General features: G+C 43.7%; 18 protein-coding genes. 4 read left to right on the forward strand and 14 right to left on the reverse strand.

What is annotated here, in order from left to right; translation table 11 throughout:
* Positions 1-137 precede the first annotated feature (137 nt).
* The 6 genes from NI469_RS11225 to ilvD (NI469_RS11250) all read right to left on the reverse strand — a co-directional run bounded on the left by NI469_RS11225 (position 138) and on the right by ilvD (NI469_RS11250) (position 8,526).
* Positions 138-425, reverse strand: a complete 288-nt coding sequence (locus NI469_RS11225; RefSeq protein ID WP_004647685.1) for a chorismate mutase — start codon at positions 423-425, stop codon at positions 138-140.
* Positions 406-1,728, reverse strand: coding sequence for a hypothetical protein (locus tag NI469_RS11230; protein WP_026055738.1), 1,323 nt, complete (start codon positions 1,726-1,728; stop codon positions 406-408). The genes NI469_RS11225 and NI469_RS11230 overlap by 20 nt, the downstream gene beginning before the upstream one ends.
* Before the next feature lie 178 nt (positions 1,729-1,906).
* Positions 1,907-3,202, reverse strand: a complete 1,296-nt coding sequence (locus tag NI469_RS11235; RefSeq protein WP_004647687.1) for an RNA-guided endonuclease InsQ/TnpB family protein — start codon at positions 3,200-3,202, stop codon at positions 1,907-1,909.
* Between the two features lie 177 nt (positions 3,203-3,379).
* Positions 3,380-5,065, reverse strand: coding sequence for a dihydroxy-acid dehydratase (gene ilvD, locus NI469_RS11240; RefSeq protein WP_004647688.1), 1,686 nt, complete (start codon positions 5,063-5,065; stop codon positions 3,380-3,382).
* 126 nt (positions 5,066-5,191) lie between these two features.
* Positions 5,192-6,499: an RNA-guided endonuclease InsQ/TnpB family protein gene (locus NI469_RS11245; RefSeq protein WP_004647689.1), complete on the reverse strand. Its 1,308-nt coding sequence runs from the start codon at positions 6,497-6,499 to the stop codon at positions 5,192-5,194.
* A 197-nt stretch (positions 6,500-6,696) separates the two neighbouring features.
* The gene (gene ilvD / locus NI469_RS11250) at positions 6,697-8,526 is read right to left on the reverse strand and encodes a dihydroxy-acid dehydratase (RefSeq protein ID WP_026055737.1); all 1,830 of its coding nucleotides are present in this window, start codon (positions 8,524-8,526) and stop codon (positions 6,697-6,699) included.
* A gap of 408 nt (positions 8,527-8,934) precedes the next feature.
* On the opposite strand from ilvD (NI469_RS11250), the gene fmt reads away from it, so the two are divergent.
* Both fmt and rsmB read left to right on the forward strand, forming a co-directional pair.
* A complete protein-coding gene (fmt, locus tag NI469_RS11255) occupies positions 8,935-9,897 on the forward strand; it encodes a methionyl-tRNA formyltransferase (protein WP_253175214.1) in 963 nt (320 codons plus the stop codon).
* Complete coding sequence (rsmB, locus tag NI469_RS11260; RefSeq protein ID WP_004647692.1) at positions 9,894-11,201, forward strand: 16S rRNA (cytosine(967)-C(5))-methyltransferase RsmB; 1,308 nt, start codon at positions 9,894-9,896, stop codon at positions 11,199-11,201. Before fmt ends, rsmB begins: the two co-directional genes overlap by 4 nt.
* Before the next feature lie 70 nt (positions 11,202-11,271).
* Here the strand turns inward: rsmB and zupT are convergent, their stop codons facing one another.
* From zupT to NI469_RS11280, 4 genes are all read right to left on the reverse strand, one after another.
* Positions 11,272-12,081: a zinc transporter ZupT gene (zupT, locus tag NI469_RS11265; protein WP_004647693.1), complete on the reverse strand. Its 810-nt coding sequence runs from the start codon at positions 12,079-12,081 to the stop codon at positions 11,272-11,274.
* 88 nt (positions 12,082-12,169) lie between these two features.
* Positions 12,170-12,280, reverse strand: a complete 111-nt coding sequence (locus NI469_RS11270; protein WP_004647694.1) for a methionine/alanine import family NSS transporter small subunit — start codon at positions 12,278-12,280, stop codon at positions 12,170-12,172.
* A gap of 10 nt (positions 12,281-12,290) precedes the next feature.
* Positions 12,291-13,766, reverse strand: coding sequence for a sodium-dependent transporter (locus tag NI469_RS11275; RefSeq protein ID WP_004280815.1), 1,476 nt, complete (start codon positions 13,764-13,766; stop codon positions 12,291-12,293).
* Between the two features lie 591 nt (positions 13,767-14,357).
* Entirely contained in the window at positions 14,358-15,806 is a 1,449-nt protein-coding gene (locus NI469_RS11280; RefSeq protein ID WP_253175216.1) for an aldehyde dehydrogenase family protein, read from the reverse strand.
* 134 nt (positions 15,807-15,940) lie between these two features.
* Here NI469_RS11280 and NI469_RS11285 point away from each other — a divergent pair, with 134 nt between their 5' ends.
* Both NI469_RS11285 and NI469_RS11290 read left to right on the forward strand, forming a co-directional pair.
* The gene (locus tag NI469_RS11285; RefSeq protein ID WP_004647696.1) at positions 15,941-16,630 is read left to right on the forward strand and encodes a TIGR04219 family outer membrane beta-barrel protein; all 690 of its coding nucleotides are present in this window, start codon (positions 15,941-15,943) and stop codon (positions 16,628-16,630) included.
* A 367-nt stretch (positions 16,631-16,997) separates the two neighbouring features.
* A complete protein-coding gene (locus tag NI469_RS11290) occupies positions 16,998-17,549 on the forward strand; it encodes a type 1 glutamine amidotransferase domain-containing protein (RefSeq protein ID WP_004647697.1) in 552 nt (183 codons plus the stop codon).
* 47 nt (positions 17,550-17,596) lie between these two features.
* On the opposite strand, the gene NI469_RS11295 is transcribed toward NI469_RS11290, so the two are convergent.
* The 4 genes from NI469_RS11295 to NI469_RS11310 all read right to left on the reverse strand — a co-directional run bounded on the left by NI469_RS11295 (position 17,597) and on the right by NI469_RS11310 (position 21,723).
* Positions 17,597-17,917, reverse strand: a complete 321-nt coding sequence (locus tag NI469_RS11295) for an ankyrin repeat domain-containing protein (RefSeq protein WP_004647698.1) — start codon at positions 17,915-17,917, stop codon at positions 17,597-17,599.
* Positions 17,918-17,935: 18 nt separating this feature from the next.
* Complete coding sequence (locus NI469_RS11300) at positions 17,936-18,568, reverse strand: hypothetical protein (RefSeq protein WP_004647699.1); 633 nt, start codon at positions 18,566-18,568, stop codon at positions 17,936-17,938.
* Positions 18,569-18,666: 98 nt separating this feature from the next.
* The gene (locus NI469_RS11305; protein WP_004647700.1) at positions 18,667-20,016 is read right to left on the reverse strand and encodes an aromatic acid/H+ symport family MFS transporter; all 1,350 of its coding nucleotides are present in this window, start codon (positions 20,014-20,016) and stop codon (positions 18,667-18,669) included.
* Between the two features lie 342 nt (positions 20,017-20,358).
* Positions 20,359-21,723, reverse strand: coding sequence for an MFS transporter (locus NI469_RS11310; RefSeq protein WP_004647701.1), 1,365 nt, complete (start codon positions 21,721-21,723; stop codon positions 20,359-20,361).
* Between the last annotated feature and the right edge of the window lie 356 nt (positions 21,724-22,079).

The raw sequence follows: 22,079 nt of genomic DNA on the forward strand, positions 1-22,079 counted from the left end.
CTTGGCTGAATGGGCTTTTTATGGATAAATTATTTTTGCAAAAAGGCGATGTTGTGCTTAAAAATCGCCATGGCTACAGCAAGATCTCCTGCATAGCTTGAAGATCGTCCGGCGTAGTTGAACTGAAATGAGCCCGTTTAAGGACGAAACTCTTTCAGTTCACGTTGAATAAAGTATTGGAACATTTCACGGTATAGATGTTCAATAAACTCCTGATCGAGGCCCTGCTTTTGCGCCAATGCCCTAACATTTTCTACAATCTGTTCCATACGTTCTGGTGACTGCAAATCGGTTTCGGTTTTTTTGAAACGGGTGGTTTGATCAACATAAAATTGACGCGCAGCGATCAGCTCAACTAAAGCTGTATCAATGGCATCGATCTGTTGACGTGCATGTTCTAGTGATTCAGCTTTGATCTTTTCCATGTTTTTTCAGTTCACTTTCAGTTTGATTATTACTCTTATACTTTTCTTCTAACACATTACTGAAAATACTTTCAATCATCCAGACCCGATATAAGCTATTAAATGTATAACTTTGATCATCTATGCGCAGTTCCAGTACCGGAAAATTCGGCTGCGACTTCATTTCACACAGCATATCATTGTCCTGCAGCTTGGCCAGAATATCGTCCTGGGTCAGATCTACAATATTTAACTGTTGCTGCAAATGCTTGAAATGGGGTGCATAAGACAGGTCTTCACCACGGGTCCAGACGGCCTGCAAGATCTGGTACATCGCCTCAATCCGCTGCTCCTCGGGACAGCTATAAAATAACTGTGCCATTGGCGCGATCGCCTGCTCGGTCGGTCGGCAGAACGGGGTAAATTCTACGTCAGTCCGTTTGGATAAACGTGTGGCCAGACTCCAGTCAAACTCATCCCGGCCACGATAGGACAAGGGATAAACATTCAGCTGGATATTATAATAATCCGCCAGTTCTTCCTTGATGTAAGCTAGGAGCAGCCAGGAAATCGGATCTTCCAGCGCGAGATACAAGTCCAGTTCCGGATCCATCGACTGGATCTCGTTCAGCTCTTCAGCATCACTGATCAGATGCTCACGCCATTCAATGTGATCGATCATAAAAATCGGATTACCGGTCAGCAGTTTTTGCTGCTCCAGACGCCGGGTCAGACGCAACAGGTCATCGACTGCCTGATACTGGCGACCGCCTAAATTAAAATAGCTGGCCAGAATCGGGGTCTGATCAAAAATACGTTCGGGAAAGTCCTGTGGCTGATGATGACGACTGGCCATGGCATAAAGGGTTCGTAATTTTCCGGTCTGTTTTTGCCAGAGCATATGGAAAACATCTTCCAGCAAATACAGGAAATCTTGTCCACGCAGAGGTGTATGCCGCAAAATCAGTTCAGCCTGTTTTAAGGCCTCAGCGCTCGGTAATTCCGGCGTATCATGAAAACTGAAACGATGCTGTTTTGACAGAATCTTGGCATCATTTAGGGTGTAGTGCTGCCATTCATCAAAAGACATCTGATTTGGGGGGGCTGCATGCGAACTGGAAATAATTACTTTTAGCGGCTTGAGCTGCGGACTTAAAATTTCTTCGAGCTGGGGCAGCTGCTGTACCGCCAGATAGCTGTACACATCATCCAGTCTTAAATGGATACTCAGCCCATCTTGAATAGATAACACCGTTTGACGGATTGGTTTCTGGTAAAACCAACTCGATCGGATTGGATCAAACCAACGGCGTAACAGGGACATGAGTTCGGCCTCGACAAAGATGACGGTGTGCAGTTCAAAAAATTGAATCTGTACAGAATAATCTATTTTTAAGATCGCAGAGCCAAAGCCCTGCATGGTGTAAAAACTTATATCAAGTCTTGACATACTCCCGCCACTTTCGACTAGCTCAAGTGGGGGATTCTAAAAGCAAAAGCTCTTAGGTGACTTCCTCACGGATTTCACTTGCTTTCTGCTTCACAGGGCGATCTTTACCGCATCTTCCCTCGACAGACAAAACGGTATGTCCCACCGCTAAAATGTTACGAGAAGCGTTAATATCTGCATTCTCGCTAAAACCACAACTAACACACTCAAACTTAGCCTGAGTAGGTCTATTTTCTTTTGCAACATGACCGCATGAACTACAAGTCTGACTTGTATATCTAGGGTCAATCTTAACGAGTAAACCACCTCGCCATTGTTGCTTATACTCCAACATATTGACAAGCATTGACCAACCTTGATCTAGGATTGATTTGTTTAAGCCTGATTTAGCTTTAACATTCTTTCCTTTTTCTTCGATTGAGCCTTTGGCTGACTTCGACATATTGGCTACTTTTAAGTCCTCAACTACGATCATTGCGTGGTTTTTGCTGAGAGTTGTCGTGACTTTGTGCAAGTAGTCATGCCGAATATTGGCAATATGATGATGTAATTTATTGATCCTTAAATTAAGTTTTTTCCAATTTTGACTAAATTCGGTTTTCTTTCTCAACTTGCGTTGAAGCCTAGCCAACTTTACTTGATTGGCTTTAAAACTATTGATTGGGTCAAATACCTGACCTGTTGATATTGTAATTAATTTCTTAATACCAAGATCAACACCAATTGTAGATTTTGATGGATGAATTGGTTGTTCGATTTCACGGTTAGTAAAAAATGAAACATACCAAAGCCCACAAATTTTCTTAATTGTAATACTTGTGATTTTACCAACAATTTCTTGTGATTTTTTAAATCTTATCCAACCTGTTTTTTTAGGCAAAGAAACTCGATCACCAATAACCTCACAATCTGCAAATGGAAGTCTAAAAGATTGCTCACCATCTAATTTCTTCTTGAATCTTGGCATGAGTGGTCTAAGCTCAATCTCACCACCATCAGCCAATTTAAAAAAATTGGGTTTACGTGGTTTCCGCTTGTTTTGCTTTAAACGAGCTTGTTCTTTTTTGTTGTAAAACTTACCCCATGCTTGAGCAAGATCACGTATTTTTTGCTGTAAGCAAGCTGAATATGTTTGACCAAGAAAAGAAAATTCAGGTGTTTTTTTAAGGGGTACTAATTTTTTTTCAATGCTTTCGTAACGAATATATTCATCTTTAGCAAACATTTCAAATGATTTAGCGAGAATTTGATTCCACACAAAACGAGCAGAACCTATTGCTTGATTAAGCAATATTTCCTGTTCTTGGTTAGGCAGAAGCCTAAACTTGTAGTGTTGTAAAATCTTCATTAAATCATTGTTTATAAAAGAATTGTAGTGTTTGAATTATAGCAAAAATAAGCAATAAAACCAAGAAAACATTATCTTTAATATGGCTATCGCCACTCGCTTGTATCCCCCACCTGACTGTCGGTGAGGGTCTTACGCCCGATTAAGATAAACAAATGTTCAATGTTTAACAATGGATTAGAGGTCAAGATTCAAGTCAGTGACCGCCCCGGTTTCTGCACCTGAGGTCAGTTTGGCGAATTTGGCCAGTGCTCCATGGGTATAGTTCGGTTTTGGTTTGATCCAGGCTGCTTGACGTGCTGCAATCTCCGGCTCATCCACATGCCAGGTCATTTCCCGGGTTTCCGCATTAATTGAAATCTGGTCGCCATTTTGTACCAGACCAATCGGGCCGCCATCATAAGCTTCGGGGGTGACATGACCAATCACAAAACCGTGACTGCCACCCGAGAAGCGTCCATCGGTAATCAGGGCAACTGAAGCGCCTAAGCCCTTCCCGATAATCGCAGAGGTCGGTTTCAGCATTTCTGGCATTCCCGGGCCACCTTTGGGACCAACGCCACGAATCACCACCACTTCACCCGGCTGGACTTCGCCATCCAGAATACCGCGCATGGCACCCTGCTCACCTTCAAACACGCGAGCCGGGCCAGCAAAATGCAGTCCTTCCTTACCGGTAATTTTGGCGACCGCGCCCTTCGGTGACAGATTGCCTTTTAGAATCACCAGATGTGAGTCTTTTTTCACTGGCGCATCAAAAGGCAGAATAATCTGCTGGCCTTCCGGATAGTCCTGCACATCGGCCAGATTTTCTGCCAGCGTCTTACCTGTGACCGTCAGACATGAGCCATCCAGCATGCCGGCATCCAGCATGCGCTTCATCAGTGGTTGAATTCCACCAATCGCAATCAGTTCTGACATCAGATATTTACCTGATGGACGCACGTCGGCCACCACCGGAATATCTTTACCAATCCGCACGAAATCATCCAGACTCAATTCCACTCCTGCTGTATGTGCCATGGCTAAAAGATGCAGTACACCATTGGTCGAACCACCCAGCGCAATCAAGACTTTAATCGAGTTTTCAAAGGCGGCTTTGGTCATGATGTCGCGCGGCTTAATATCCAGTCGCAACAGGTTCATCACCGCTTCACCGGCCCGGGCACAGTCAATTTGCTTGTCTTCCGATACCGCTTCCTGTGCCGAAGAGCCCGGCAGGCTCATGCCTAAAGCTTCAATCGCAGAGGCCATCGAGTTGGCCGTGTACATACCGCCACACGAACCCGGACCTGGCAAGGAAACCTCTTCAATATGCTTGACCTGAATCGCGTTGATTTCACCTTTGGCATATTGACCCACCGCTTCAAACACTGAAATCATGTCGGTATGACCTTCACCCGGTTTGATGGTTCCGCCATAAATAAACAGCCCCGGACGGTTGAGGCGCGCCAATCCCATGATGCAGCCGGGCATATTTTTGTCACAGCCACCAATGGCAATCACACCATCATAAGCCTGACAGCCGACCACGGTTTCAATCGAATCTGCGATCACTTCCCGTGACAGCAGGGAATATTTCATGCCGTCGGTGCCATTGGAAATGCCATCTGAAATGGTAATGGTATTAAAGATAATGCCCTTGCCACCCGCCGCACTCACGCCCTGCTCTACGGTTCTGGCCAGACCATCAATATGCATATTACAAGGCGTGACATTGGCCCAGGTCGAAGCGATGCCAATAAATGGCCGTTCAAAATCGGCATCTTTAAAACCGGTAGCACGCATCATGGAACGCGCCGGTGCATTTTCAATACCTTCATAAACAGGGGCAGAATGCTCGCGGATATTATCTTTACTCATTATTCTCTTCCTGGGCGATGACCGATTTTAAGTGTCGGTCTTGGACAATTTATTTTAAGGCCATTGTTTGACATACTCCCACCACTTTCACTTTATTCAAGTGGGGGATTCTAAAAGCATCAGCTCTTAGGTGACTTCCTCACGGATTTCGCTTGCTTTCTGCTTCATCGGGCAACCTTTACCGCATCCACCCTCCACAGACAAAACGGTGTGTCCCACCGCCAAAATATTACGAGAAGCGTTAATATCCGCATTCTCGCTAAAGCCACACGCAACACATTCAAAATGTGCCTGAGTAAGCCTATTTTCTTTTGCAACATGACCGCAGGAGCTACACGTTTGACTTGTGTATTTCGGGTCAATCTTAACGAGTAAACCACCTCGCCATTGTTGTTTGTACTCCAACATATCAACAAGCATTGACCAACCTTGATCTAGGATTGCCTTGTTTAAGCCCGACTTGGCTTTGACATTCTTTCCTTTTTTCTCGATTGTGCCACTTGCTGACTTCGACATATTGGCTACTTTTAAGTCCTCAACTACGATCATTGCGTGGTTTTTGCTGAGAGTTGTCGTGACTTTATGTAGGTAGTCATGCCGAATATTGGCAATATGATAATGTAGCTTGTTAATTGTGGTGTTCAACTTTTTCCAATTTTCACTAAACTTCACTTTTTTGCTCAACTTACGTTGAAGTTTAGCTAATTTAATTTGGTTGGTTTTAAAACTGTTCTTTGGGTTAAATACCTCACCCTCAGATGTTGTGACTAATTTCTTGACACCTAAATCAACACCAACTGCGGTTTTGGATGGATGTACTGGATTTTCCAATAACTCTTTTTCACTGCCAAATGAAATATACCAATGACCTGATCTCTTACTGATTGTCACATTCTTAATTGTGCCTAGAATATCTTGTGATTTTCTAAATTTCACAAATCCTATGCCATTTGGCAGCTTAACTCGATTACCCTCAATTCGACAATATTTATCAAATTGCACCAATCTAATTGAATCGTAACCATCTGATTTTTTCTTAAATCTAGGCATCAGTGGGCGTAACTGGATTTCAGAACCATCAGTGAGTTTGAGGAATTTGGGCTTGCGTGGTTTACGCTTATTTTCTTTTAATCTTGCATGTTCTTTTGCATTGAAAAACCTTGTCCAAGCCGAAGCCAGATCACGAATTTTTTGCTGTAGGGAAACAGCATTAGAATGATTTGCTAAAAAAGCATATTCAGGATTCTTTTTAAGACTGGTGATTTTATTCACCAAATTGGTTGCATTGATAAATTCATTCTTTGCAAACATTTCAAATGACACAACTAAAATTTGATTCCAAACAAAACGCGCAGAACCAACAAGATTGTTTAAAATAACCTCTTGCTCTTCATTAGGCTCAAGCCTAAATTTATACGCCTTGTTGATTTTCATTTTTTTTAAAACTTATTTAAATACAATGTTATATTTCTTTTATTTTAACATAAAAACGAATTAAAGCTAAATTAAAAAACTTACGAAATTCACCTCCACCCTGACTGTCGGGTGGAGTCCTCTTTCATTTTAAGATAGTTTCTTGTATAAAAAAAGCACCCCATCTGGAGTGCTATTTAAATCTGTAAAATTACAAATTAGATATCACGTACCGCACCTTTCGACGCACTAGTAGTATGCATCGCATACGCTTTCAGTGCTTTAGACACTTTACGCGGACGCTGTTCAGCAGGCTGCCAGCCTTTGGCTTCTTGTGCTTCACGGCGCGCTGCCATGGTTGCATCATCCACTGCCAGGTGAATGGTACGGTTTGGAATATCAATTTCGATACGGTCGCCATCTTCCACCAGACCAATTGCACCGCCTTCAGCCGCTTCAGGCGACACGTGACCAATCGACAGACCAGACGAACCACCCGAGAAACGGCCATCCGTTAAAAGTGCGCAGTCTTTACCCAAACCTTTCGATTTTAAGTAACTGGTTGGATACAGCATTTCCTGCATACCCGGGCCACCACGTGGACCTTCATAGCGAATCACGACGACATCACCCGCAGTGATTTTGCCGCCAAGAATGGCTTCAACTGCAGCATCCTGACTTTCAAACACACGTGCAGTCCCGTTGAATTTCAGGATTGAATCATCCACACCCGCAGTTTTTACGATACAGCCTTCTAGCGCGATGTTGCCGTAAAGTACCGCTAGACCACCATCTTGTGAGAAGGCATTGGCTGCATTACGGATCACGCCATTGTCACGGTCACCATCTAAGCGCGCATAGTAACGGTCTTGCGAGAATGCGGTCTGGGTCGGAACACCGCCCGGTGCCGATTTGAAGAATTGATACACCTCTTCATCTTCGGTACGGATGATGTCCCATTTATCCAAGGCATCTTTTAAAGTTTTTTCATGCACGGTTGGAACAGAAGTATCCAGCAAGCCCGCGCGATCCAGTTCACCCAGGATCGACATGATGCCACCGGCACGGTGTACATCTTCCATATGCACGTCCTGCTTCGCCGGCGCAACCTTACAAAGAACTGGCACATTACGTGACAAACGATCGATGTCAGTCATGGTAAAGTCGACTTCTGCCTCGTGTGCTGCTGCCAACAAATGTAGAACCGTATTGGTTGAACCACCCATGGAAATGTCTAAAGTCATCGCATTTTCAAACGCTGCTTTGGTCGCGATTGAACGTGGCAATAAGCTGTAGTCATTTTGCTCATAATGACGTTTAGTGATTTCAACAATCAATTGACCCGCACGCTCGAATAATTTTTTACGGTTGGCATGGGTTGCCAGCGTTGAACCATTGCCCGGAAGCGATAAACCAAGTGCTTCAGTCAAACAGTTCATCGAGTTTGCGGTAAACATGCCTGAACATGAACCACAGGTTGGGCAAGCTGAACGTTCATATTCAGCAACTTCTTCATCAGTGAAGCTGTCATCTGCTGCAACAATCATGGCATCAACCAGATCAATGGCTTTTTCATTGCCACGGATTTTGACCTTGCCCGCTTCCATTGGACCGCCAGAGACAAATACTACTGGAATGTTCAGACGCATCGCGGCCATTAACATGCCTGGGGTGATCTTGTCACAGTTCGAGATACATACCATCGCATCGGCACAATGGGCATTGACCATGTACTCGACCGAGTCTGCAATCAGGTCACGCGAAGGCAATGAATACAACATGCCATCATGACCCATCGCGATGCCGTCATCGACCGCAATAGTATTGAATTCTTTGGCCACGCCGCCTGACGCTTCAATTTGACGTGCCACCAGCTGACCCAGGTCTTTAAGATGCACATGACCCGGTACAAACTGGGTGAACGAGTTCACCACCGCAATAATCGGCTTACCGAAATCTTCATCTTTCATGCCGGTGGCACGCCATAAACCGCGTGCGCCAGCCATATTTCTTCCGTGTGTCGATGTTTTTGAACGATAGTCAGGCATTTTATATTTCCAACAAAGTTTGAGCTTGCAATGAATCGGGCAGATCCACTCTGGCTAAATCATACTGACAAGGAGCTTAAATCAGTTGAATTTTAAACCTATCATACTACAAGCCCTTGATTTACAAGATGGCCTTTTGGGTGTAGATACAGGCAAAAATGTCTATAGAGAGATTTGGATGATCTGACGATAAAAATTTCTTAATGAAATCTACTATACCGCCATCATCATCAGGACAATACAAAACTTTCATGAATAATTTTTACAATTTGCATGAGTTTTTTTTATATAAAAATTCCACTGAAATTCAAGCACTCACCAAGCTTCTCGGATAAGTTTTTGCAACGATTAGGCTGAAATTTGGCTTTTGGCTTATAATAGCTTTTAAGTTTATTTGGAATTTCATGTGTGAAGATCATATTTGCAGGCACACCAGAATTTGCAGCGATTGCATTGGCTGCGTTGCTTAGAACCGAACATGAAATTGTGGCGGTCTATACTCAACCGGACCGCAAGGCCGGACGTGGACAAAAGCTCACGGCATCTGCGGTGAAGCAGTTAGCGCTTGAACATCATCTTTCGGTCTATCAGCCTTTACATTTCAAGTCATCGACTGAAGAAGGTCTGGCGGCGCAAGCGGAACTTAAAGCCTTAAATGCAGATGTGATGGTGGTGGCAGCTTATGGCCTGATCCTGCCACAAGTGGTTCTGGATACGCCAAAATATGGTTGCCTGAATATTCATGGTTCGCTGTTGCCACGCTGGCGCGGTGCAGCCCCGATTCAGCGCGCGATTGCTACCGGCGATATCGAAACAGGTGTGACCATTATGAAAATGGCAGCCGGTCTGGATACCGGGGACATGATGTATAAAACACTGTGCCCGATTAGCGCCGAAGATACATCTGCCAGCCTGCATGACAAACTGGCGCTGCAAGGTGCTGAGGCGATTGTGGCCGTGCTCGAATCGGAACAGACTTTACAGCACTATCTTGAGACCCGTGAAGTTCAGGATGAAAATCTGACTGTCTACGCGCATAAACTGACAAAAGCCGAAGCACAAATTGACTGGACCCAGCCTGCAGCAGATATTGACCGTAATATTCGTGCCTTTAATCCCTGGCCAGTGGCATTCACCCCGCTAGATGACGGCAACAATTTACGCATCTGGAATTCATCACTTTCCACACAAAAGGCAAGCAATGCCCTGCCTAGTGAAGTGATTGCCCTGGATAAAGATGGCGTGCATGTGATGTGTGGTGATCAACATGCTATTTGCATCACCAATCTGCAATGGCCAGGTGGCAAAGCCCTGAATGCTGTTCAAATTAATCAAACTCAAAAACTATCGGTAGGATATAAATTCGCATGAGCCAAATTCAATCATCAGCTAAAAACTTGAATTTGCGCGCGCAAGTTGTAAAAACCCTATTGGCTGTACAAAACGGCCAATCACTTGCTTCTGTACTCAATCAACATATCAACATCGTGTCTGAGCGTGACCGTGGTCTGTATCACGAGTTAACTTTGGGCTGTTTACGTCAGTGGCATGGCCTGAAAGCCATTACTTTACCTTTATTAACCAAACCTCTTGATAACCAAGCTTTAGAAAGCTGCTTATATCTGGGTTTGTATCAGATTCTATGTACCCGTATTCCGGCGCATGCTGCGATTTCAGAAACCGTGACTGCAGCCAAACAGCTGGGCTTTGAACCTTTAAGCGGTCTGGTCAATGCCGTTCTGCGTCGTGTTTCACGTGAAACAGAAGAATTTGACCTGGCTTTAAATCAGGCGCATGGTCTGCCAAGCTGGCTCTACAAGCGTTTAAAGAAAGACTGGCCAGAACAGCTTGCCGAACTGTCGCATGACTTGAAACAGATTGCGCCGCTCACCTTGCGTGTCAATGTCAACCAGGTCAGCCGCGATGAATATCTGGAAATTCTGGAAGAAGAAGGTTATGAGGCGCGTGCCTGCACTCTTTCCGAAGTTGGCATCGTTCTGGAACAGAATGTCCATATTCCGAATCTGCCAGGCTATGAAGCCGGTGGTTTCTCGGTTCAGGATGAACATGCCCAGCTATGTGCGACCTTAGTTCCTGACCTTGAAGGCAAAGTCGTGGTAGATGCCTGCGCCGCTCCAGGGGGTAAGACCGCGCACATTCTGGAAAAATATAGCCCGAAAAAGCTTTATGCGATTGATCAGGATGCCAAACGTTTAGTCCGTGTGGCAGAAAATCTGGAACGTTTACTATTAACTGAATATGCGGAAGTTGAAATTATCGCGGCTGATGCGATCACTTGGACAGCACCTGAGTCGGTGGATTGTATCGTGCTGGATGCACCATGTTCCGCAATTGGTGTGATCCGTCGTCATCCGGATATTCGCTTGCTACGTCACTCTACAGATATTCCGCAAACGGTACATCTGCAAAAGCAGATTCTGGAAAATATGTGGCAGCAACTGAAAGTTGGTGGTACGTTGCTGTACATCACCTGTTCAATTCTGAAAGCCGAAAATGAACAACAGATGGTCGAGTTCTTTGCTCAACATGCCGATGCCAAAGAAATCAAAATCGAAGCCGATTGGGGCATCGAACAGATTCATGGCCGTCAATTGTTACCGAAAGCGGATCAAGGCGACGGCTTCTTCTATTGCCGTATTGAAAAAACGGCATAAATCATGCGTTTAAAATGAAAGGCAGCCTAAGCTGCCTTTTTTATATCTCGTGATTTAGTGAATATGAGGTTTATTGAATAAACTTAAAAATCACCAGACTGCTGGCCAATGCAGCCATGCCACTGACCAGCCCATATACCGTTTCATGTCCTTTGGCATAGCGTTTTGCCGTCGGCAATAATTCATCCAGTGCCAGATAAACCATCACGCCGCCAATCACCCCAAAGATCAGACCATAGACGGTTTCACTCATATAAGGTGCCAGAATAAAATAACCGAGCGCTGCCCCCAATGGTTCGGCCAAACCCGAAACCAGACTGGCCCAGAGCGCATAATCTTTACGGCCCGTGGCCATATATACCGGCAAGGCAATCGCCACACCTTCTGGTACATTATGAATCGCAATTGCCACCGCCAGTGGCGCACCCAAAGCAGGGCTTTCCAGTGTGGCAAAAAACGTCGCCAGTCCTTCCGGCAGGTTATGTGCGCTAATCGCAAACAGGGTCAACATGCCGGTACGCAGTAATTGGGTTGAACTGACGCCCTTGGCAGAATGGGTTTCAATGGTGTCATGGGGATTCGGCACAAAGCGATCCAGCAATAACACCAGAACTACGCCCAGTAAAAAAGCAAAAGTGCCAAAGGCAAAACCGTTTTTTTCATCAAAATCCAGGCTAAAGGACGCGATCGATTTGTTCAGAATTTCGGTTAAAGAGACATAAATCATGGCACCGGCAGCAAAGGCCAGACCAAAGGCTAGCAAACGGAAATTAGGTTTTTTTAAGAATAATACCAGTCCCCCACCCACCACGGTGGCCAGCCCGGCAAATAAAGTCACGGCAAAGGCTGTATGGACTTGTCCATCTGAAACGGAAATCATGTCAAAGCATCAGCCATTAAAAAAGTCATTATCATCAAGGATGATAATGACTTCTATTTATGGTAACAGTAGGTTTATGTGAAGATTTTTAGTCTTCTGGTTCTTCCGGATTCTTTGCCAGATGAATCACAGCCAGTACCAGACCACCCCATAATAAAACGATAGAGATGATCATCATGATTAGTGCAGATGTATTCATAGTCGCTCTCCTAGCTGTGACGATCTTTAATCAGGCTGAATAGAATGGCACCCAGAATAAAGAATGCCATTACTCCTCCACCTACCATCCATAGGGTACTGGCAGCATAGCCACCATAACCTTCTGCCATGATCGATTTCAGGGTCAGGCCCAATGCCAGCAATAATGACAAAGGCGTGATCACCGTTAGCATGAAGTTCCAGCTCGCACCCAGTTTCACGCTGGCAAACTCATTCACATGGCCTTCCAGCTGTTTCATTAATGGACGACGGAACCACGACAACAGAATAATCGATAACAGACCGCCACCGACAATACCGATGTTATTGGCAAAGTAGTCGATGATATCGACAAAGGTAATGGCACTATGTGTCGAGAACATCAGGGTAGAAATCACTGCTGAACCACCAGCAATAATCGTCACTGACTTGTTCTTTGACCAGCCCAGTTTGTCCTGGAACGCAGCAATCGGAACTTGCAGGATACTGACCATCGAGGTAATACCGGCAACCGTCAATGAACCAAAGAACAGGAAACCGAACAGGTCACCACCTGCACCTAAACTGGAAATGATTTTCGGAAACGCAATAAAGGCCAGACCGATACCGCCAGATACTACATCTTCAACTTTCGCGCCTGAGCTGAACGCCATAAAACCAAGCGCGGCAAAGACACCAATACCCGCCAGAATTTCAAAAGACGAGTTGGCCAATGCCACCACAATCCCTGAACCGGTCAGGTTAGTTTTGCGTTTCAGGTAAGATGCATAGGTCAACATGATCCCGAAGCCCACTGACAGTGAGAAGAAGATATGACCAAAAGCGGCTAACCAGACTTTATAGTTGGCCATCGCTTCCCAGTTCGGCGTGAAGAAAGCATTTAAACCATCGACTGCACCAGGTAAACGTACTGCCTGAATCACTAGGATCGTGAATAAAATCACCAGCAATGGCATAAAGATTTTATTCGCCAGTTCTACCCCACGGCGTACTCCACCGTAAAGAATCAGCATGACTGCTGCCCAAACGACCACCAGACCAAAGAACAGCACAGGTACAAAACCGAGCGTCAGACCCTCACCATTTTGTAGGTAAGTATTGAAGAAGAAGCCTTGGGTATCTGTGCCCCACTGCTGTCCAAAGGAATAGAACATATAGCTGCCAGCCCAGGACAAGACGCTGGCATAGTAAATCCCGATCACCAGAGTGACCATGACCTGCCACCAACCCAAGGATTCGGCATTCATGAGTTTTTTATAGGCCATAGGCGGTGCTTTACGGAACTTGTGTCCGACCGCATAGTCTAAAAACAATAAAGGTAAACCTGCTGCGAAAATCGCAATCAGATAGGGGATCAGGAATGCCCCGCCACCATTTTCATAGGCAACATAAGGGAAACGCCAGATATTCCCCAAGCCAACGGCGGAACCAATCGCTGCAATAATGAATCCTGATCGTGCGGACCAATTCTCACGAGTTTCTGTCATAGAACACCTAAACTTTTAACCCCTTTAGATGCTGCTTGTTATGGTTATGGCGCAAGCAAAAAAAGAAGCATTTTCAATAATTTTGGGTGTTTGAATTAGAGGGCACCTTGTGGGCGTCGAATTCTAATGTACAAACAGGTCAGCAGGTCTTACATCTTGCTTAAAGTCTGATCGAAAAACTGACCTTGTAGATGATTTAACAATACTGACTTTTTTAAATTTTTTCTGTAAATTCTGCTTAAAATATTCGTTATTTATAATCTATTCGAATTAAGCGTTCAATAATTCTGCAAAATAAGGCAGATTAAACAAGTTATATATTGACAAACTTTTTGGAATATATTTTTCTTAAGTTTTACTACAGGGTCGCTGTTTCAAAAAATGTATTCCAAGACTCTGATCCAGCATCTGTTTTTAGATCATTATTTGAAGATGAAACGGCTCATACTAAGGCACATGACCAAGCCGTGATATGGGAAATCAAATTCTCTCATGGAATTTTGACCTCTTTAAAAACCGGTTTAAATATCACAAGCAGATTTAAAAACCAGCCACCTGTGATATCGAAGCGATGAATTGAATATTCTGAACCTAGGCTTTAATCACCAGCATGCGCTCTTCCTGCATATCGCGAATGGCGGACTGAATTCCTTCACGACCCAGACCTGAATCTTTGACCCCGCCATAGGGCATGTTATCGACCCGGAAAGACGGAATATCATTGATAATGACACCGCCGACATGCAGATGATCCCAGGCATACAGCATCTTGTTCAGATTCTGAGTATACACTCCAGCTTGCAAGCCAAAACGGCTGCGGTTGATACAGGCAATACCGGATTCGAAATCAGCATACGCTTCCAGAATTGCCACCGGGCCAAAGGCTTCATCACGGTAGATTTCCAGACTGTGGTCTACATTTTCCAGCAAGGTCGGTGCGAACATCACACCATTCAATTCGCCTCCAATCAGGATTTTCGCGTCTTTTTTCACGGCTTTATCCAGCCATTTTTTCAGGCGTTTGGCTTCATCTTCCTTGATCATCGGACCAACCAAGGTTGTGCTCAGATTCGGATCAGCGGCTTTAATCGTTTTCAGTTTCGCCAGCAGTTTGTCCTTCACTTCAGTATAAATCTGCTGATGCACCAAAATGCGTTGCACACTGATACACACCTGTCCGGCATGGTTATACGCCCCGCCAATTAGACGGTTAATCAAGACATCGTTAATTTCGGTATCTGGCTCAATCATGACAGCAGCATTGCCACCCAGCTCCAAGACCACTTTTTTGCGTCCGGCACGCGCTTTCATATCCCAGCCCACAGCATCGGAACCGGTAAAACTGAGTAATTTAAAACGCTCATCAGTGACCAGTAGATCGGCCAGCTCTCGCGGACAGGGCAATACCGAAAAGGCACCTTGCGGTAAATCGGTTTCCGCCAGAATTTCGGCAATTTTTAAGGCAGAAATCGGGGTTAGACTCGGCGGTTTCAGCACAAAGGGACAACCGGCTGCAATCGCAGGAGCAATTTTATGCGCGGTCAGGTTTAAAGGAAAATTAAACGGACTGATCAGAGACACTGCACCAATTGGCACCTGCTTCACAATACCCTGATAACCGGATGCTGCCGCAGTCACGGCCAAAGGCAGCATACGTCCCTGATCAACCTGGGTCACGGCATCTGCGGCAATCTGAAAGGTATTAATCAGACGCTCAACTTCAGCTTCGGCCGCTTTACGCGGTTTACCGCCCTCTGCAATCAGAATTTCGGTCAGTTCTTCATGAATCTCACGAAAACGGCGTACGCAATGCAGCAGAATTTTCTGTTTCTGGAACGGCTCTAAGGCAGCCATTTCGGCTTCTGCGTCTACGGCAGACTGAATCGCCTGTTCCAGTGTGTTGGCATCTGCCAAAGCGACACGGGCATACAGTTCGTGGTTATATTTATGTTTGACCTCTAGCCATTCACTCGTCTGAGCCACCTGACCGGCGACATATAATGCATACTCTTTCGCTTGTTGTGTGCTTCTCGCTACCATCTTATTGTCCTGCAAAATCTAAGGATATACATTTTTGAAATTCTCTATATCATGCACTTGCTACTCCATATTAAGAAGATGCTTTTAAGTAACCAGACACTTCTAATTTTAATAAAGCTTTAGGGAATAGAGCCATGCGCGCAAAAATACTCACCACCTTATTCTTCGGTTTTGGACTCAGTACGCTCAGTCATGCAGATGTGATTGGCGTGAAAGCGGATCTCAGCTACTGGGATTTTGACGGCTATAGCCAGGATAACAATTTCAAGCATGAGCTGGATCGACAAGGTACAGCACAACTATCTGTCGCTGTAGAACATCCGGTACCGTTATTGCCAAATGCCAAGATTAAATACGTCAATCTGGACAGCACCAGCGAACAGAGTTCTCCTGTCAATGCCTCAGATATCGAGCTGAACAATATTGACTATATTCTGTATTACGAATTGCTGGATACCATTGTGCATGCGGATATAGGTGCAGGTTTAACCAATCTGGATGGTACGGTGGAAAACCGGACTGCCGGCGCTTTCACGCAATACGATCTGGATGAATATAGCCCACTGCTCTATGCAACAGCCGGGGTTAAATTGCCATTTACCGGTATGAGTGCCAAAGCAGAAGCGGTTTACAGTCGCGGCAGCGATACCCGAAAAACCGACGTACAGGCAGAATTGCAATATGATTTCATTGATAATCTGCTGGTCGATGTCGGTGCCAAAATCGGTTATCGCCTCATGCAGGTAGATTTTGAACAGGATCAACGTCCAGACTTACAGCTGGAATTTAAAGGTCCTTATATCGGCTTAGATATACATTTTTAATGCAATACAACCGGTTAAGTTTGCACAGCTTAATTTCTCTGCGCTGATGTAAGCCAAAGCGTACAGCAATAACCGCAATCTGCTGCTAGTGCGCCACCGGGATGTGTATTACTTTATAAACATAGAGAGCAGGATGCTCCAGAAGACCTAAAAACAAGAATAACATCGCAACACCAGGACGTGAGGTACGACAGGAGTTATACCTAAATCACGAGATACGAAAAAGCCCCGACAGGATGTCGGGGCTTTTTTTTCTGCCTATTATTTTATTTATCATTGCTTAACAGTTCCGAGCTAAAACTCCAACATTGTAAGAATCCCCTTGTTGTTAAGCTAAAAATCCTCGCATTTTTTAGGAACAGCAATCATGGTAAAAAAGGTCCTCTTTATTACATCTAATCAAGGCATTGAACATGATGAACTCACTGAGCCTTTAAATTTTCTAAAGTCCAAAGGTTTTGAAGTGATTCATGCTGCCGAAAAAAATGAAGATGTCGCGACGGTCAAAGGTGATACCAAAGCTGCCACCCAATATACGCCGGATACCAGTCTTGAACACGTCGATCTGGATGATTATGATCTTTTGGTGATTCCCGGCGGTACAGTCAATGCGGATACCTTGAGAATCAATCAGGATGCGCAAAAAATCATTCAGCATTTTGCCGATAATCACAAACCGATTGCCGCGATCTGTCATGGGCCATGGACCTTGATTGATGCACAGCGTATCAAAGACAAGAATCTGACTTCATATAAGAGCATCAAGCTGGATCTGGAAAATGCCGGTGGAAAATGGGTCGATGAACAGGTTCACCGCTGCAATACTGGCGACTGGGTACTGATTACTTCACGTAATCCGGATGATTTACCGGCTTTCAATGAAGCGATCTTAAAAGAGCTTGAAGGTGATGCTGCCTAAGCTCATACCATAAAAAAGAACCTCAAATTTGAGGTTCTTTTTTATATTCAGACACCACCGGCCAGACTTTTCAGATAAGTCACAACGTCTTTATTTCCGGCCATTTCGGCCAATTCTAAAGCAGTATTAGGACTGCGATGTGCAATATCAGCACCCTTGCTGACCAAGAGTTTGACCACTTCCAGATGATCATTTTCAGCAGCGGCCTGTAAAGCACTATAGCCTTCTTCGTCGGCAGAGTTAACGTCCAGACCTTTCTGTAAGCCTTGCTCGACCTGTTCAACATCGCCTAAAGAAGCCCAGTACACCAGTTCAGGAAGATGCAGTTCATCATCTTCAAGGATTGGGGAGAATGAGTTGAGTTTCATAAAATTATCCGTTTCAAGTTATTTAATTGAAAAATCTTCATTAGCATAACCTACCGTAACCTCAACTGAGATAGGATCACTGGTAGTTTTGATAACCCATACACCGATAAAATTATCGGTTCTTATAGTTGTAAAATACAATGACAATAATGATTCTATTGCTTTAATTTCTTTAGGTAATGTATCAACAAAATTTTTTAAATTTTTATCATGTCCCCATGGATTATCTGCATGAAGATATTTACCTAATTTGTCATACAATCTGATGAAATTATTAATCGTTAAAAAATTCTCTTTTTGTCTTTCAAAGTGATAATACCCTTCCTTGACAAGAAAGGGTTCTGATAAAGGAATAGGATAAAAATCTTTATTGATATTTTTTAATATTTTGACAATAGTGCTAGCTTTATAATCTTTACGGTAATCATTACGACTTTCAGCTTTTAACCTAAATTTTGCATACTCTGTTTTATTTGGAGCTATAGCAGCAAAAGCTAATAATTCTAAAGTTTTCCTCAACTGAAGTATTGCAGACTCTAAATAAGCTTGCTTTGAGGAATTTAAATAAATTTCTAAAAATTCTTTTGTAACTTTTAAACGCGATAATGCTTGTTCAATATTCTGTATATAAATATATTTCAATTCTTCCATGTTTTTAATTTTCAAAAATAAATATTAAAAACAAAATATATAATATCTCAAAAATAAAAAAGCCCCCTTTCGGAGGCTTCTTATTTAAAAACTTAGCTTTAAGCTTTAGACACTGCGGGTTCAATTGAACCAATCTTTTCAGACTCATTGTCATGCATGATCAACGCAACCGCAATTGCAGTAATCAGAACCGGTAAACCAACTGCCATAAAGTTAAAGTAAGCAGGCAGATTCATACCAAGTAAGCCACCAATCAGGATCGGCCCTACAATCGCGCCCATACGACCGATCGCAGAAGACCAGCCAATACCTGTCGAACGTACCGCAAGTGGGTAGAACTGCGCCACATAGCTATACAGCAACATTTGCGAACCAATCGACGCTGCCCCCGCCAAGAATACTAGGATGTAAAGTAAGAATTGGTTAGATGCAAAGCCCATTGAGCTCATCACAATCGCACCCATCATACCCAGGAACATCAGTACCGGTTTCAAGTGGAAACGATCCGCAAGAATACCACCACCGACAATACCTACAACCGCACCAACGTTCATCACCATCATGAACATCAAACTGTTGTCCATCGAGTAGCCCGCTGCCATCATTAACTTCGGTAACCAGCTGCTCAGTGCATACATGGTTAACAGACAAGTGAAGAACGCGACCCAGAACAGTAAAGTATTGACCGCACGACCACGACGGAACAAGCTCACCACGTTGGCTGCTTCAGGCACATTTTCCTGTGGCAAAGTGAAAGTTGTATTCTCGGTAACTGTCAGATTTGGCGCCAAGCGACGTACAATACGACGAGCTTCTGGCTGCTTATTCTGTTTCACAATAAATGCGAGAGATTCAGGCAGGAATTTCCAGATCACTGGTAACAAAAACAGTGGAATACCCGCGATAAAGAACATGATTTGCCAACCAAAACTTGGGGTAAACCATGAACCCAATAACGCAGCCATTACGCCACCTACCGCATAACCACTAAACATGGTGGTCACCAGCGTACTACGCATTTTTTGTGGGGCATATTCCGAAGTCAATGCCACCAGGTTTGGCATTACGCCACCAATACCAAGACCGGCAAGGAAACGTAAAATACCGAATTCGGTTGGGTTTGAAGCAAAGCCGCCGGCAAAAGTTAAACCACTAAATAATACAATACAGATCATGATCACTTTCTTACGGCCGATCTTGTCCGCGAGGGAACCAAAGATCATCGCACCAAACATCATGCCAGCCAGTGCGGTACTTGCAAGCATTCCGGCCTGCACTGCACTTAAGCCCCAGTCTTGCATCAATAACGGTAAAACTACACCATTGATTGCGAGATCGTAGCCATCAAATAAGATAATGAGTAAACACCAAGCAACTACATTGAAGTGGAAAGGCGTGAATTTCGCATTATCGACTACAGAATTTACATCTATTTTTTCCGTTGTCATCGTTCTCATCTCCCATGAGTACTTGTCCATAACATCTTGTTGAAGACTGAAGTCAATCTTCAATGTCAGGCAATATACGCAAGCGGGATTTAAGGCACAATAAGACTAATTGATATTCTGCTATGCTCACCGAAAGGTCATTTATTTGCGTGATATGTCACACTATTACTAATATAAACTTTTGAATAATTGATATTTATTTTTTAATTCGCCCAATATTTAAGCTCTTTTAATCCGCTTATTCTTTTGACCAATTGAATATTGATTTAATTTCATACTAAAGATATGAAAAAGCCCCTTTAAGTAAGGAGCTTTTTAACTGAGTAGGTCAATTACGAGAGTTTAAATTTTGGCTGTTTTTAATTTTTTCACCATAACGCGACCAGGTTGTGGCTTACGAATCATTGAAATAGCGATGATGCCAATAATACCTGGCATTGCAACTGCGATAAAGTTCCATTTATGTGGTAACTCCATCCCAAGCAGCATACCAATCACGATTGGGCCAACGATTGCACCTGTACGCCCTACAGCAGAAGCCCAACCAATACCAGTAGAACGTACTGCAACAGGATAGTATTGAGCAACATAGCTATATAACAAGATACTGGTACCAATAGATGAGGCACCTGCTAAACTGACAAGTAAATAAATAACAGGGGTTGGAGAATTAAAGCCCAAACCAACCAAAGACAGTACACCGACAGTTAACATACTCATAAGAACAGGTTTAAAGTCAAAACGGTCTGCCAAAATACCACCGCTAATGGTTCCGATCACGGCACCAATATTCAGTGCTAATAAGAACATTAAACTGCTACCTAAAGAATATCCCGCGGCCATCATAAGTTTTGGTAGCCAGCTTCCAAGTGCGTAAAGCATGAGTAAGCACATAAAGAAAGCAATCCAAAATAAGAATGTTCCTGTGGCACGATTTTCTGTAAATAAAGCTTTTACTGATGCACTTTGGGTTTGATCAGCGCTAGCTAGAACAAGTTCAGTATCTGCTTGTATGTCTGCAGTTGGCTCGACTTGCTTTATAAAGCGACGTGCTTCATTCACTTTTTGTTCTTTAACGAGGAAAGTTAAAGACTCAGGTAAGAACTTCCAAAAAAATGGAACAAAAAGTAATGGAATACCTGCAATGAAGAACATAATTTCCCAACCAAAACTTGGTGTAAACCATGTACCGCATAATGCAGCCATAATACCGCCTACGGCATAACCACTAAACATGGTGGTTACCAGTGTGCTTTTTAAACGTTTAGGTGCATATTCAGACGTTAAAGCGACTAAGTTTGGTAATACACCACCAATCCCTAAACCAGCAATAAAACGTAAAATACCAAACTCTGTTGGATTAGTGGTAAATCCACCTAAAAATGTAAAAGCACTAAATAAAGACACACAAATCAAGATAACTTTTTTACGACCAATTTTGTCTGCAAGCATCCCAAACAGCATGGCTCCAAACATCATGCCAGCGAGTGCTGTACTTGCAAGCATGCCTGCTTGAACAGCACTCATACCCCACTCTTGCATAAGTAGAGGCAGAACGACACCGTTAATTGCTAAATCATATCCGTCAAATAGGACAATAAACAAACACCACAATACAATGCTTAAGTGAAATTTAGTGAATTTTGCCTGATCAATCAGATCATTCACACTTACCGTGTTTGCTACTCTGTTCATGTTTTCTGCCATTTTTACTCACCTCCTGTGAGTTTTTTTCGTTGTTTTCAGCACGACACATGACCCTAACTCTTATTTATTATTTTTAATGATTCTTATCGCCATGTCTTCGCAACAACTTAGTTCAACACAGCTACTTTTCATGCAATATCCGACTAAAGTCTTACTTATTCCTTAAAATTCTAAACCCATGAGTCCAGTTTTTAATCAATACTCAACACTTCAACAATTATTTGACTAAAACCCGCGCATAAAAAAACACCCCCTATCAAATGACAGGGGGTGTTTCGAATAATGAGCTGGCGATGACTTACTCTCACATGGGTAACCCCACACTACCATCAGCGCTAAGAGGTTTCACTTCTGAG

The organism is Acinetobacter lwoffii (genome assembly GCF_024129735.1).
Classification (GTDB): Bacteria; Pseudomonadota; Gammaproteobacteria; order Pseudomonadales; family Moraxellaceae; genus Acinetobacter; species Acinetobacter lwoffii_H.